General features: G+C 45.3%; 7 protein-coding genes. 2 read left to right on the top strand and 5 right to left on the bottom strand.

The features are described from left to right. The first annotated feature begins 353 nt into the window (after window positions 1-353). The gene (locus V1358_RS14970) at window positions 354-3,848 is read left to right on the top strand and encodes a S8 family serine peptidase (protein ID WP_347394045.1); all 3,495 of its coding nucleotides are present in this window, start codon (window positions 354-356) and stop codon (window positions 3,846-3,848) included. A gap of 106 nt (window positions 3,849-3,954) precedes the next feature. Beyond that, the gene (locus tag V1358_RS14965) at window positions 3,955-4,902 is read left to right on the top strand and encodes a proprotein convertase P-domain-containing protein (RefSeq protein ID WP_347394044.1); all 948 of its coding nucleotides are present in this window, start codon (window positions 3,955-3,957) and stop codon (window positions 4,900-4,902) included. 13 nt (window positions 4,903-4,915) lie between these two features. On the opposite strand, the gene V1358_RS14960 is transcribed toward V1358_RS14965, so the two are convergent. From V1358_RS14960 to V1358_RS14940, 5 genes are all read right to left on the bottom strand, one after another. Beyond that, a complete protein-coding gene (locus tag V1358_RS14960; protein WP_347394043.1) occupies window positions 4,916-8,092 on the bottom strand; it encodes an HD domain-containing phosphohydrolase in 3,177 nt (1,058 codons plus the stop codon). A gap of 182 nt (window positions 8,093-8,274) precedes the next feature. Further along, window positions 8,275-9,033 carry a substrate-binding periplasmic protein gene (locus V1358_RS14955; RefSeq protein ID WP_347394042.1) on the bottom strand — a complete coding sequence of 253 codons (759 nt, stop codon included), beginning with the start codon at window positions 9,031-9,033 and terminating at the stop codon, window positions 8,275-8,277. Between the two features lie 267 nt (window positions 9,034-9,300). Beyond that, complete coding sequence (asd, locus tag V1358_RS14950; protein ID WP_347394041.1) at window positions 9,301-10,410, bottom strand: aspartate-semialdehyde dehydrogenase; 1,110 nt, start codon at window positions 10,408-10,410, stop codon at window positions 9,301-9,303. A 213-nt stretch (window positions 10,411-10,623) separates the two neighbouring features. Continuing rightward, on the bottom strand, window positions 10,624-13,326 hold the full coding sequence (locus tag V1358_RS14945) for a TonB-dependent receptor domain-containing protein (RefSeq protein ID WP_347394040.1): 2,703 nt from the start codon (window positions 13,324-13,326) through the stop codon (window positions 10,624-10,626). A 103-nt stretch (window positions 13,327-13,429) separates the two neighbouring features. Beyond that, window positions 13,430-15,031, bottom strand: a complete 1,602-nt coding sequence (locus V1358_RS14940; RefSeq protein WP_347390100.1) for a beta-helix domain-containing protein — start codon at window positions 15,029-15,031, stop codon at window positions 13,430-13,432. Between the last annotated feature and the right edge of the window lie 129 nt (window positions 15,032-15,160).

Below are 15,160 nucleotides of genomic sequence, written 5' to 3'. Positions count from 1 at the left end.
TTGTGCATTTGTGTATTTGTGTATTTGTGTATACACATTGCGTTTTATTGCTTTTTGCCTGCATGACTCAACTCTTAACTGCCCAGTTTACGTCATGGGAAGTGCCATAAGCGCCTTTCAGACCACGGTTTCAAACGAAAAACTAAGTCTTTAAAAACAATTAGTTAGTAATATTTAATACATATTTTATAAATAAATGTGAATTTTTTGCTGCATTTGTATTGATTATATACATTTTGAGGTATATAACTATATACATCCGCATACAAATGCGTCGTGCGCCTTACAGGGAGATTGAAGTGGGTCGTACAAATCAACCATAACTTTACATTGCTAAAACAACAGGAGACTTGATGATGAAAACGCCCAGTAAATCATCTTCCAAACTAGTATCAACACTTGTAGGCACCACGCTACTTGCGACTATCAGCCCTATCGCGTTAGCGGTAAGCCAGGCTCCAGTAAAAGCAGCGCCTGCTTATGACCAACAAAGTGTTATTGTTAAATTCAAACAGAAAGTATCTAAAAAAGAACGTAAAGCGTTAACGCAAAATCTTGGCGTATCGTTCAAAGATAAAAATGATGACGGTGTAGATGACCGCCTTCGTCACATCGCAAATGGACGACTAGCTGTTTTAAAGCTCGGAAACGGCCGCCATGTCGAAAACGTGTTGGCGAGTCTAAAGAACCACCCTCTTGTGGAGTACGCAGAGCCTAACTTTATCGTTAAGCACCAAGCGACTCCAAATGACCCTAGCTATGCAAACCTTTATGGTATGCAAAAAATCTCTGCTGAAGCAGCTTGGGATTACACCATAGGTGATGCATCTGTACTTGTTGGTGTTATAGATACTGGTTTCGATTTCCAACACCCGGACCTAGTAAATAACATCTGGCGTAACCCTAACGAGATCCCTGGAAACGGTATCGATGACGACGGTAACGGATACATCGATGACATTCACGGTATCTCTGCGATCCTAGACAATGGTAACCCTCAAGACACAGGTCTTCACGGTACTCACGTAGCTGGTACTATCGGCGCACAAGGTGATAATGCCCTCGGTGTTGTTGGTGTTAACTGGCGCACAAGCATGGTTGGTTGTAGCTTCCTAGGCTCAGGCGGCGGTACGCTTGCTGATGGTGTGCAATGTATCGACTATATGATCGGACTTAAGAATGCGGGCAACAACGTTCGTGTTCTAAATAACAGCTGGGGTGGCGGTGGTTTCACACAAACTCTAAAAGACGCGATCACAGCAGCTAACAATGCCGATATGCTATTCGTAGCTGCCGCAGGTAACGATTCATCTGATATCGATGCCGGTGGTTTCTACCCTGCAGGTTATGATGTACCAAACGTAATGGCCGTTGCCTCTACCGACAGTGCAGATAACCTTTCTGGCTTCTCGAATTTCGGTGACGAGCTGGTACACATTGCCGCTCCGGGTTCATTCATTGTATCTACCGTTCCTGGCGGTCAATATGACACGCTTAGCGGAACTTCAATGGCCACACCTCACGTAGCCGGTGCTGCTGCACTTTTGCTATCTGGTAACCCAGATCTAACTACAGCACAGCTTAAAAACATCCTAATGAGCACAGGTGATGACGTAGCCGCACTACAAGGCAAAACCATCAACGGCAAGCGCATGAACGTGTTTAATGCCTTGGCTGATTCAGGCGGTACGGGTCCTTCATTCTTTATGAATGCCACTCCTTCGTCTGCAACAGTTAACCAAAGTGAAAGCCAAAACTTCGTTATCGATTTAACTGCAGCTGGTGGTTTCACAGGCGATGCGGATCTAAGCCTATCGACTGTTCCAGCTTTAGATGCACAAGTGCTATTTAGTCAAAACCCTGTTGCTGCTGATTCAGCTACAACTATGACTATCAACACCACAACCGCGACGGCTCCGGGTACTTACCAGATGACTGTTACAGCGGTAGACGGTGATATCACTAAGACATTACCTCTAACTCTACGCGTATGGCCAGAAGGCAGTACAACTACCAGCTTCAGCAATAACGAAGCGGTATTGATTGCTGATGATGCACCTGAAGCACCTGCTGAAAGTGTCATCAATGTACCTCATGAGATGATCATCACTGAGGTTGCAGGTCACGTTGATATCACTCACGACAACATCGCTGACCTAGTGATCAAGCTAGTAGCACCTAACGGTAAAGAGTCAGTACTTCGCAGCTTCGAAGGCCAAGGCACAAACCGTCTTGAGATGGACTTTGTAAACTACGACCACGAGCTTGATAACGCCCTAGGTAACTGGACGCTACAAGTAGAAGACCACAACAACAACAACGCCGGTATTCTAAATAACTGGACGTTGAAGCTAAGCGGCGCGCCTCTAGGTGCTACTGACTTCGCTCCTAACGTGTCTATCGCGACTCCTGCAAACAACAGTGCTTTCCTTGTTGGCGAAACGGTAAGTTTCTCTGCAAATGCAAGCGACACTGAAGATGGCGACCTAACTTCAACTGTAGAATGGACGTCAAGTGTGGATGGAGTTATCGGCAACGGTGCAAGCTTTACTAAGTCTGACCTATCTGCTGGCGACCATGTAGTAACGGCGTCTGTTACCGACTCAGCAGGTCAAACGACCAACCAGAGCATCGAGTTCTCTGTAGCAGCTGCTAACACTACGGTAAGTGGTTCTAACAACACAGCCATTGCACTTCCTGAGTGGGGCGGCCGTGTATTCACTGAAATCGACCTACCTACCGGTGTTGCTATCGATGCCCTAGAAGTGTCTGTAAACATCTCTTACGATTCAGTTCAATACTTGAACGTTTGGTTACAGTCTCCAGCTGGTACTCTTGTGAAACTGGTAACTTGGCGTGACTTCTGGAATAAAGACCTTATCCATACCTTTACTCCAGTAGAATTCGCAGGTGAGTCAAGCAAGGGTAAATGGCGCCTATACGCTGAAGATACGTCAAGCTACACCATGAACGGCGTACTTAACAGCTGGAGCATCTCAGCATCTAACGGTGACGCGATACTACCACCACCGGCTGAAAACAACGCACCTGTAGTGACCATCACTGCACCTACTGGTGGCACTAGCTTCAACCTAGGCGACAGCGTAACCTTCGCAGCAACAGCTATCGACGAAGAAGAAGGTGACATCAGCTCACGTATCGATTGGTACTCAAACTTCAACGGCAAGATTGGTACTGGCGGTCTATTCAGCACTAACTCACTAGTTGCAGGCGACCACACAGTAACTGCGGTAGCGTGGGATAATGATGAAGCATTCGACTCGAAGCAAGTAACTCTGACTGTTGTAGATGCACCTGCAAACGAAGCGCCAGTAGCTGACTTCAGCTTCGCCGCTACTGACCTTAACGTTCAGTTCACTGACCTATCTGGTGACACTGACGGTGCGGTAACAACTCACTCTTGGAACTTCGGTGACGGCGCTAGCTCAACTCTAGCTAACCCTTCACACAGCTACACAGCTGCGGGTACTTACACAGTAACCCTAACTGTAAGCGATGATGACGGTGCCGAGCACTCAATCACTAAAGACGTAACTGTGACTGAGCCTGTACCAGAGCCAACTATCTTTGTACAAGGTGACGCTGAAACATCGGGTGACCGTGTAGTAGCAAGCCTATCTTGGACTGCACAAACTGCAACTGAGTTTGATGTATACCGTGACGGTGCACTGATTGACTCTGGTGTAAGAAAGACAAGCTACACAGATCGCTTTAACTCTACTGCGACTAGCTTCACTTACCAAGTATGTGAAACTGGCGCTACTACCAACTGTTCTTTGGAAGAGACCATCGTGGCTTCTCCTAAGACAAAAGGTAAACGTAAGTAAGCTGTAGACCCTGAGAAGGCTCCTTGTGAGCCTTCTTATTTCGTTTGCGGTGATTAACAATCTTTAATCGGCCCGTAAACACGGACATATTTACGAGGTTATTATTGTGCCATTCTCATTAACTATTATCACTGCGGGCATGCTCTTCGTTAGCACCATTAGCAATGAAGGAAATCATCACCCAGTGCTACATGAAGCAACTGGATTAGGCTACCAGCGAAACAACAATAATCACCTAAATGTGTTTGACATACTCAACCCGTTTCATCACTCCCTCGCCCCCACAATTGGGCAATCATCCTCTGAAAGCAACAAAGTAAAACCCGTTAGCGCACAACGACCAACCGAGAAAGTGACACTTAGTTGTCCAACGACAGAGCAAACGGTCAATGCTGGCACCAGTGCAACATTTGAATTTTCGTTAGATACTCAAAACCACAATAAACAGACCGACAAAAACAGTGCAAACGTAACAGCGCAACAACAATGGCAACTGAGTGTTGCGTCGCCCTTGCCTGGCGCGAGCTTATCAACACCGCAACTTGTCGATAAAGGGCAATTTTCGTTGACTGTACCTACACAACAGCACACCCAAAATGGCAAATATACCTTTACTGTCACGGCAGGAAGCGAACGCCATGTGCAGCAATCCGCAGTGATGCTCAATGTCATCCCCGCAGGCGCACAAAGCGTCACTTTCGCCAATGAAGAAATAATCCATATTGAAGATAATAGCGCTACCGCGACCACCAGCACCATCTATGTACCAAACCCGCTCACAACATACTCACTGGAAGTGGAGCTAGCGGTTCGCCATACATGGCGAAGCGACCTAGAAGTGACGCTTATTTCGCCTAGCGGCAATCAGCATATTCTTCATAACCGCGATGGCGGTTCACTCAATGATATTTATCAACATTATCAGATAAATACCTTTAATGGCGAAAGTGCCCACGGCACGTGGACACTGAGCGTAGCGGATAGAGCTCCTGGCAATATTGGCGCGTTAACGCGCTGGCGTCTCAACCTTGTCGGCTTTGCGCCAGCGCCCTGAGGGAGGCCCCTCTCTAGTCAACGAGATAGTCGTTGATGTCGATGTCATCAATCTGGTCTTCACGCAAATACTGCATAGCGTAGTCGTGATACACACCTGACGTTAGGAATAACTTAAACAACTCCTTATCAATATGTTGGTCTTTGGCCATAAACTTCATTATTTTCAAAGACTGTGACAAGGTTTTTGCCTGCTTATAAGGTCGGTCATTAGCTGTTAGCGCCTCGAAAATATCGGCTATGGCCATAATACGTGCCGGAATCGACATTTGCTCGCCAGTTAAACCACGCGGGTAACCGCCGCCATCTAGCTTTTCATGGTGACCACCGGCATATTCCGGTACGCGAGAAAGGTCTTCTGGCAGAGGCAAGGTTTCCAGCATACGAATGGTACTGGTGATATGCTCATTGATAATATATCGGTCTTCCGGTGTGAGCGTGCCACGTTTGATACCTAAGTTATACAACTCACCAAGATTTTGCTTATTCTCGGGCACTTTCATATTAAAACCGTAGCCCTTGTCACGCGCTTCTACATCGTTGACACGTTTATAGATATGCTCGGCCTTGTCATTGAGAATCGCCTCTTCTCCGGGTTCAAAATCCGGGAAGTTACGCATATGACGCGCCTCTTCTGGTGACAAGCCGAGACGATCGTTGAGGTTTCGGTACCATTTGCGCTCGGCAATTTTTGCCACTCGCTCAATATCGGCATCTTCCATAAACTCGCCGCCAACGTTGCACTTAGCGATAAACTCAAAGTCATCAATGATCGCTTGGCGCTGCTGCGCGCAGTCTTTTGCTAATGCTTCCATGTTATCCGGCTGTTCAATTAGTGCTTTGAGATAGGCGATTTCAGTGTCGCGCAATAACACTTCAAAGCGCATACGCACTTCGTGGATACGGTTATAGATACACTCTAGCTTCGAGCCTTTATCAACTATGTGCTCTGGGGTCGTGATTTTGCCACAGTCGTGCAACCATGCTGCCACTTCAAATTCGCGCCATTGCTCCTTGGTTTTGAATCTAAAATCGACAAAATTTGGATCGTCAGAATTATTCGCCTCTTGCGCTAACATTAATGCAAGTTCAGGTACCCGCGCGCAGTGACCCCCTGTGTAGGGCGACTTTTCATCGATAGCTTGAGCGATGATTTGAATGAATGAATCGAGCAACTCCTTTTGCCCTACCTCAAATTCACAAATGGACTCAGACATATTCACCAAAGATTGCGACAGCTGGTGGATTTCTTCGATATGCGAGGATACATAATGCACTTCTTCATAGTTGCGGTGGCTGATTTTATGATTCTCTTGAATAAGACGCTGAATCGGGTTCGCCATATTGCGGGCGATTTGAGTGATCACAATAAGCACTAAGCCCAGTATGCCTAACGTTACGATAACAGCGTTACGTAAATAGTGATTGAGCTCAGAAAATGCAGCCTCTTCACTGACAAGAAATGCCATGTATTCGCGGTTTTGTGTCTTCACTAATCCGGTGATCGGGCGTATATAAATCAAGAAAGGCTCACCATTGATATCAATGCTTGTTAAGTCGTTGAGAGAGTATTCTTGTTTTGCTAGCTCGAGAATTTGTGAGGACGGCAATTGTGACAGCGCTGTGGCTTCACTTTGATCATCTGAAAATGTAAGCCAACGTTTTTCTAATTGCGCTTGAGTAGCAGGCGTAATTTGCGATTGCGCCAGATCGATTAGCTCAATCAAAGGCTCAAGATCTTTGTGTACTATGTGATGTAAGCCAAAGTCGTTTTCGCCTTTAAACTCCTGTATTTCAGGGCTGACGTATAAGTTTTCAATATAGAAATAAGTTTCAATATATTGCACAACCGCTTGCAGGTCGAATGCAACATCTACTTCGCCATTTTCAACGCCGCGCATGGCGCTTAAGGTGTCATTGTATTCAACAAAAGTGGCGTTAGGCAGGCTACGCTGTAAAAAGCCCGTAATCGCGTATCCTTTTTGCGCCGCGATACGCTTATTCGTTAATGCTTGTAGGGATGTCCCTTTTGCAAGCGAAGGATCACGAGTAGCAAACACTACTTTAGGCAAATAATGTGGCCCAGCAAAGCGCCCGAACTCCTTGCGCTTCTCGGTTTTCATTAAGCCTAATAAGGCGTCTATTTGCTTATTCTCTAACTGTTCCATTAACTCAGAGAATGTGTAGCCATTTACTAGATTTAGTTTGAGCCCCAACATTTTGGCCGCAATACGCATGCGATCAAGGCCATAACCTCTTGGCTCACCCGAGAGGTTGTATTCAAACGGAGGGTAGTCATCCATTACGCCAACGGTGATCACGCCTATATCGTCGATCACTTTTCGCTGCTCTTCAGTCAACTCCAGGCGAGCTTGGGTATTTTGAACGTGTGTAACATCACTAATATTCTGAGCCCGAACTACGCCATTTTCATCGAACATATAGGCCTTAGTGGCACCAACATAACCGCTAATCGACATATACTCTGACAGCGAAGACATCACTATGCCCGCGCCAAAGACATCGCCATTGTCATTTTTAATGGTGTAGCTCGTCCCTGGCTTGTTTATAAAGCTGAACATATAAGGCGGCACCTTAGTGACACTTTGTGAGTTTGCACTTTTAAACCAAGGTCGTGTTTGCGCGTTGTAATTGGTTTTTTGCTCTTTCGTGAGACGAGTACTTAAGTCGCTGTTTAAATACGAAGTAAATTGGGTGCGTTGCCCTTCGTTGTCTGTAACACGTAATAAGATCCACCGATCGCTCGGCGCTGCCCCCCAGGCGCTGCGTAACCCATAGGCTGACTCTAAATTCGACAGCTCGACATAGTCTCCATTACTAAGGCCAATGAATAACGAAAATACCTTATTGTTACCTTCCAATAATGAACTCAGTGCTAGCAAGGTATTGCGGTCGACGTCTGTTGCGTCCATCTCTTGCAAAATTAAATTATATTTAAGTGCCTTAGTTAAGCTGATCGCGCTGCGCTCTTGGAGAGCCGCTTGGTGGGTGCTTTGTTCTGCGATTGATTGAAACTTTTCTTCTGCCGTGGTTTTAGCGAGATGATTACTAAACAAGAATTGCAACGTAATACCCACCAATGCCGTAAAGGCACACGCCAATACGAATGAGGCGATTAGCGTAAGTCTAATCGTGAAGCGTAATTTTTTAGGTTTTATTATCAGAGGCATTCGCTAACCATATCCATATAATTGTCTACAATTAGCTTAATACATATTTCAAAAAGTGTTTTAAATTAATGCGTTGGAATGCAAATATTTAAGACTAAAAACCTCGATATAATGTACCCATTAAGGGTATGAATATTGAAAAGTTGCAATTTAATCATCAATACAAAGAACAAGTTATAGTGTTAATTTGCATAACGCTTAATGATTTCTTCTATCTTGCCCGTGGCATGCAGCCTCGCCAATGCTTGATTGGTGATTAACATATTAAGCTTGCCATCATTGGTTTTTGGGAATGCGAACTGGTATGGCGCTTGATCAATAATGAAGCCTGCCTTTTTAAAACGGTGTTGTAAATGCGGGTTATTGAGAATTAAAAAGTCATACACAAACTCTGACATGACTATAGCGTCTATCCCCGTTTGTTCTGATTTCATCAACGCCCGTAACATAGCAAAATCCGAATAAAAATTACGCTTGGCAAGGTCCCCTTTGGCAAATGCATCGTCCAATGTCGGGTAAGTATATTCATAACGAGTACCGAGTCGCATTGGTTTAGCACTCAACCTAGAGGTATGAATTAAGTCATCGACACTGGCAAACTGAGCTGTAGCGTCTATCGGCAGAATAAGCACATCATTGATCAAGGTAATCGGCGTGCTCCAGTAGTATTGCTCAGCATTTTTCGTCCAACGCTGCGAGTCAAACAAAAAATCTAACTGTCCCTCGGATAGCATTCTCAGTGCTTTACGCGCGTACGGCCCTGCGTAGTATGCATGTTCGCTATATTGGTTGGTTGCTTTCAATAGATCAGGAATGATTCCTGTTACTTGTTCGCCAGCAATACTAAATGGAGGGAAGTGATCCGGGTAACCGCCTTTAATATCGCGAGCTTCACTACACAAAGAGAATAAAAAAATGAAAAATACAGAAAACCTAAACACGCTATGCATCCTACATAAACATTGGCTACTACTAAGATAAAAGTGCAAAAAACCTGAACTTTTGCCTGAAATATATTCAGCGAAATCTGCTTACATGCTAGGCGTGATAGCCATAAATGTCTATATTTTCAGGTAAATCAAGTGTAATTATATTGGGTACTGGCACGTTCTGTAAAAATGCTTGTTGTCGACTTCCCGCGATTTTCATCAGCAATAAAAAATCCCTGATGACAGGGACTCTTTATTGTCGTTAACTGCTTATCGAGATTAGTCGACGATAATGCGCAGCATACGGCGAAGTGGCTCTGCTGCGCCCCACAACAGTTGGTCACCTACGGTGAACGCACTTATGTATTTAGGGCCCATGCTGAGTTTGCGAATACGGCCTACAGGAATGCGTAGGGTACCTGCAACATTCACAGGCGTTAGCTCTTCGCTTGAAGCGCCGCGTTCATTGACGATAACATCCACCCACTCGTTATGGGATGCGAGAATTTGTTCAATTTTCTCGACACTGATGTCCTCACGGAGTTTAATCGTCAATGCCTGAGCGTGACAACGCATCATCCCCACTCGAACACATAAACCGTCAATTGGGATAGGCTGTTTGCTCGAACCCATAATCTTGTTAGCTTCAACTTGAGCTTTCCATTCTTCTTTACTTTGGCCTGATGGCATAGGCACATCAATCCAAGGAATTAAGCTTCCAGCTAACGGCACACCGAATTGGTCGCAGCTCAGGCTGCCGTCTTTCATCTTGGTGGCGACTTTCTTATCGATATCGAGAATGGCACTGCTTGGGTTAGTGACATCGTCAGCCACTACGTGATGCAATTCCCCCATTTGCGCCAGTAGCTCTTTCATATTGCGAGCGCCAGCACCCGATGCCGCTTGATAAGTCATGGGGCTGACCCACTCCACCAAGTCTTGCTCGAACAGGCCACCTAGCGCCAAGAGCATAAGTGACACAGTGCAGTTACCGCCAACAAAGGTTTTTACGCCCTGCTCTAGCCCTTGTTCAATCACGTCTTTGTTAACAGGATCTAAAACGATAATGCTGTCGTCTTTCATGCGCAGCGCTGATGCCGCGTCAATCCAATAGCCCTGCCAGCCGCTATCGCGAAGCGGTTGATATACTTCATTTGTGTAATCACCACCTTGGCAGGTTATTACTATGTCCATTTGCGCAAGTGACTCAATATCGAACGCATTGAGTAATGGTTTGGCTTCGCCTGCGATATCTGGCCCTAATTGACCAGCTTGTGAGGTGGTAAAAAAGGTCACGTCAATATGAGCAAAATCGTTTTCTTGTTGCATTCGCTCAAGCAGTACGGAACCAACCATACCGCGCCAGCCTACTAGGCCTACTTTTTTCATTCTGGTTTCCTTATGAAAAGACATTAAACATATTGCGTGAGTACCCGCGGTAACGCTGCGGGGGAATCGCTGACAATAACACCGCTTAATCGATTACTCTAGGGGCTAGGAAGCAAAATTAATTTATTTCATAGTCGGTGGCTATTAGCACGAGGCCTTAAATTTTGGTCATAAAAAAACCCAGCCGAAGCTGGGTTTTCAGTGCGTAAGGGCTTAGAACTCGTAAGAGTAACTCAAGCTTAGGCCAACACCTTCGTCTTTCGAACGAACAACGATGTCAGACTGAGTCACTTCTTGATCTTCATTCAAGATATTCTGCACCTTGAATTTCACTTTTGAATTGAAATCAGGGTAGAAGGTATACACTAAATCAAGCGAGTGGAACGGCTGCTCGTACGCATCGTCACGACCGGCCACACCGGCTGCTAAGATTCGCTCACCGAACACGTTATACACCATAGATGCACTGTGCATACCATCTAGTGAGTCGTAGCTAAGCTGCAAGTTCACAACGTACTCTGAATGACCCGTCATACGTTTTGTAGGGTTAGTCAAGGTACCTGCCAAAGCTGGATCAATGGTCGCTTCAGAGTCACTTAAGGTGATATTACCGCTGGTAAATAAGCCATCGGTCACAAACGTCAGGTCTTGCAACCATTCCGCTTCGATACCATAAACTTCCGCTGTTTCACCATTAACGAAGGTGGCTGAGTAATCTTCATCACCGATTCGCAAAATCGTTTCAATAGGCGCTTCGATGTCTTTATAGAACGCAGCAACACTGAATGAATTACCCGCTTCACCATAATGTTCGTAGCGCAAGTCAAAATTCTTGATTGGGCTACTCTTCAGACCTGTACGACCAAAAGTACGAATATCTGTTAATGGATCGAAGTAAGTCACTGGTACAATTTCACGAAAATCAGGACGAACCACAGTTTCACCGTAACCCGCACGTACTTGATACGTCTCGCCACCTAAATACGTCAGTGATAGAGCCGGATACCAATCGTCTTCATTGATTGAGCCTGCTTCGATTTTTTCAGGATCGTAGTACGTATTCAAATCGTCTGCGTCAAAGATTAAGCTGGATGTACCGATTGAAGTTTGACGAAATTGCTCATAACGAATACCACCACTGATACGCAGCCATTGATCGTACAGCACATCAAATTGAGCATAGCCTGCATCAATTTTTTGTGCCGCGATGTAATCATCCGCATCCGGTGCTGTTGGCTCGTTGAAATCAACTAAAATGGCATTTTCACCAATGAATGTGTCATTTAAGTAACTACCATTGCTCAACGGGCTTTGGCTTCCATCATTTATGTCAATTGACGCACCAGCACTGTTGTTAATAGCAAAACTTGAAGTATTAAAGATACGTGCACGGTCAGAGAAATCATAACCACCTTTTAATTCGACTTCCGCCGACTCAAATGTAAGTGGTAAGGTCACATTACCGCTGTATGATTTTACGCGTTCTTCCATGTCGGTGTATGACATGATCACACGGTTATCATCACCCGTAATCGCTGAACCTGCATACTTACCAGACGTGTCGTAGCTATCGCGGAATTCAAAATCAACATTGGTTGGGATGTCCGTCGTCGCTTTTGATTCCGTATATTGCCAATCGGCGCCCAATCCCCAATAATCAAGAAAAGTGTGCTGACCGATAAATTGAGTGACGTTGAGCTGACGCTCTTCGTAATTAAACTCATGGTTGCGGTTGGCAATACCATCACCTGCGATAGTAAACGTCGAGCTCCCTGCTGGGCTTTGTGAGATAGCAATTTCAGACTCATCTTCATTGTCGATGATATAAAGTTGCTGTGCTGAAATACTGTGCGTACCCAGACGATAACCCAGGCTCAATGTGCCGTTGTAACGTTCATTCTCAATCGTAACGCGTGAGTCTTTTACCGTGTTAAAACAAGAAGTGGTAATTTCCTCTTCATTATTTAATGTACGGCTACAGCTGTCATCCACATCTTGTGCGATTACAGAGCTAAAACGCTCTTCAAAATCCCACTCTGTTGAGTATGAACCACTGAGCATAAAGCCAATATTACCACCAAAGATAGACTCTTCGAAGTTGTCACCCCAATGCGCTTTGATGTCGTATTCTGGGTCTAAAGATTCGTCTTTTAGCACGTAGTTTCGAGGAAGAGACTGTAACAAGGCATTGTTAATGGCTGTCGCTTGTTGCGCACGTGTCGTATCGCCATCTACGAGATTGTCGCGGTCAACAATATTGCCAATGGTAAAGTCGCCATGATAGCGAACAATCGCATCTTGTAGTGCTTGTGGCGTGCCATCTTCATTGCGCGAATACGTGTAACCTTCATCCGCAGCAGTGTTGTAGCCAACACCAACTTCGATACCAGCGACGAACTCATCCGGTACAGATTTAGTACGGATATCAATGTTACCGCCACCAAACGCTGCGGGCATATTGGGTGAATACGCCTTTTGTACAGCCATACTCTCAATGATACTTGCTGGGAAGATATCCAGAGGGATAACGTTACGAGTCAGGTCTGGGCTTGGAATGTAGGCGCCATTGAGACGGGCGCTTGAATAACGCTCACCAAGACCACGAACGTAAATAAATTTACCATCAACAAGTGTCAGACCGGTTACACGACGTAGTGCCGATGCTGCATCACTGTCGCCAGTACGAGAAAGTTGCTCTGCACCCAGGATATCGGCAACGAACGCTTGGTTTTTACGTTCTTCTATGACTGCCGCCGCACTGCCTTGCAAGCGTGTACCAACTGCAACCACTTCTTCTATTTCTTGGTTTTCTGCAGTTTGTACGTCTTCCTCTGCCGCCATTAGGGCATTAGATTGGGCAAACAATCCAAAGCCAACAGCCCAAGCTAGTCGATTTAGCTTATGTTGTTTAGACATGGTTTACATCCTAATCAGTTTATACAAAACAGGCGCCTGATGCTTGTTGTTCAAGCCCCAAGGCGCCTTTTTCAAGTGTTCAATGGGTGTGTTTTGAGACTAATTAGTCTGCTTGCGCTGCTGCTAGAGCCGCTTCAACCCATTTGTACCAGCTTGAATCTGTATCTTGGTCTGATACCGCGCCGATGTAGTCTACTGAGTCAAAGAATGAATCAAGAGAGCTTAAGTCGTTCGCTGTTACTGTTACGTCTGTTGACGCTGTGTTTGTTGCAAAACCGTTGTCAGCAAGTACTGCTACGTCATCTGTTAGGATTTCGCTTGCGCCACCGTTTTCAAACCATGATGCTTTAGTTTGACCAGCTAGTGGGCCACCAGCGAATGTATCTGAACCTACGAAGTTTGCAGAACATGCCATCACTGAGCTTGTGAACATGATATTATCAACCTGCTTCTCACCATCGCTTGAGTGCTCGATACACGCTGTGTTAACTGCGTTTTTCTTCACGATAAGTGCGTTGTAGATGCTTGCGTTGAACTGATCATCAAACTTATATGCTTGTGAAGGGTCATCATCACGTACTGAGTTACCGTCAGTTGTTACAATAGTAACGTTCGCAATAGTTGGGTTCGAAGGTGAAACTTGCGCAGTTGAAGAACCTTTCACACCGTCTGATTCAAAACCATTGTTACCCATGTATACAACTGAGCCGTCGTTTAGTGTCACAGTACCGTGTTGTACGAATAGGTATTGCGCCGCACCTTGCCAACCCGCATCGAAGTCAAACGAGTCATCTTGCGTGTCAGTGACGACAACATGTTTAAGTGTTGTTGCACCGCCGAAGATTTCGATACCATCATCGAAGCCTTGGTGAATGTGGATGTAATCGAATGCTGAACCAGAACCAACAGCATTAAGTGTTAGTGAGTTAAGGTCATCACCTTCACCACCTACACGAGGGCCTGAACCTGCGTACCAAATCTTAGCCCATTTGATGCTACCGCTTGAATCAGTGTTGTCGTTACCACCGAAGTAGCTAGTGATACCTTCTGAAGCTACGTTACACGTACCGCCATCACGCTCTGCGTCTGTACATTGGTCCGTGATACCTTGACCATTGATGATGATACCACCCCAGTCAGCGTAACGAGCGCCATTACCAGCACTGTCGAAACGGTCAAATGCATTTGCAGATGTGAATGTGATTGGTTTATCTTCAGTACCGATTGCTTGGATTTTAGCGCCACGTGCGATACGAATGATTGCCTCACCCGATTCGAAAGCCAGTGTTGCACCCGGCTTAACTGTCATTGTTGGGCCGTTTGCTGGAATAGTAAAACCGGATGTTGTGTCGCCATCTTCACCAATTTGAAGTGCATCAGCGAACAGGTGCACACCACCTTCTGGTAACTCTTCAAAAGTAATGTTACTAGTGATTGAGATTGTTTTGCTTGCGAATGAATCGTTATATACACAGTCATTACCGCTTGCTACACCTTCAACTGTACCAGCATCAGTTTCGTAGCTTGCACACACGATTTCTTCTTCGTCAGAACCACCGGATGTGTTGTTTGAATTGTTAACGCTGTTGTCCGTGTTCGTGCTGTTATCATTAACAGTTGGGTTGATTTCAATATCGCCACCACAAGCTGTTAGTGCCATTGCTGAGGCTACAAGACTAACCTTGAATAAGTCAGAAAGTTTCATCATAAACTCCGTAGTTCTTTAATTTATATAATTAGTGCAGTTGTTTAGCTGGTGAATACAATACGGAAGGTTTATGACAGCGGGGTGACACTTATTTAAAGAAAACGTGACAATAAAATAATTTTTAAG

Origin of the sequence: Pseudoalteromonas pernae, from assembly GCF_039831865.1 — a bacterium.
GTDB classification, from domain to species: domain Bacteria; phylum Pseudomonadota; class Gammaproteobacteria; order Enterobacterales; family Alteromonadaceae; genus Pseudoalteromonas; species Pseudoalteromonas pernae.
This window is presented reverse-complemented; position numbering and strand designations above follow the sequence as displayed.

Excerpts from the sequence above, each read along its gene's own strand:
- V1358_RS14970 (WP_347394045.1), top strand. The coding sequence starts at position 354 with ATGATGAAAACGCCCAGTAAATCATCTTCCAAACTAGTATCAACACTT.
- V1358_RS14960 (WP_347394043.1), bottom strand. The coding sequence starts at position 8,092 with ATGCCTCTGATAATAAAACCTAAAAAATTACGCTTCACGATTAGACTT.
- asd (WP_347394041.1), bottom strand. The coding sequence starts at position 10,410 with ATGAAAAAAGTAGGCCTAGTAGGCTGGCGCGGTATGGTTGGTTCCGTA.
- V1358_RS14945 (WP_347394040.1), bottom strand. The coding sequence starts at position 13,326 with ATGTCTAAACAACATAAGCTAAATCGACTAGCTTGGGCTGTTGGCTTT.
- V1358_RS14940 (WP_347390100.1), bottom strand. The coding sequence starts at position 15,031 with ATGAAACTTTCTGACTTATTCAAGGTTAGTCTTGTAGCCTCAGCAATG.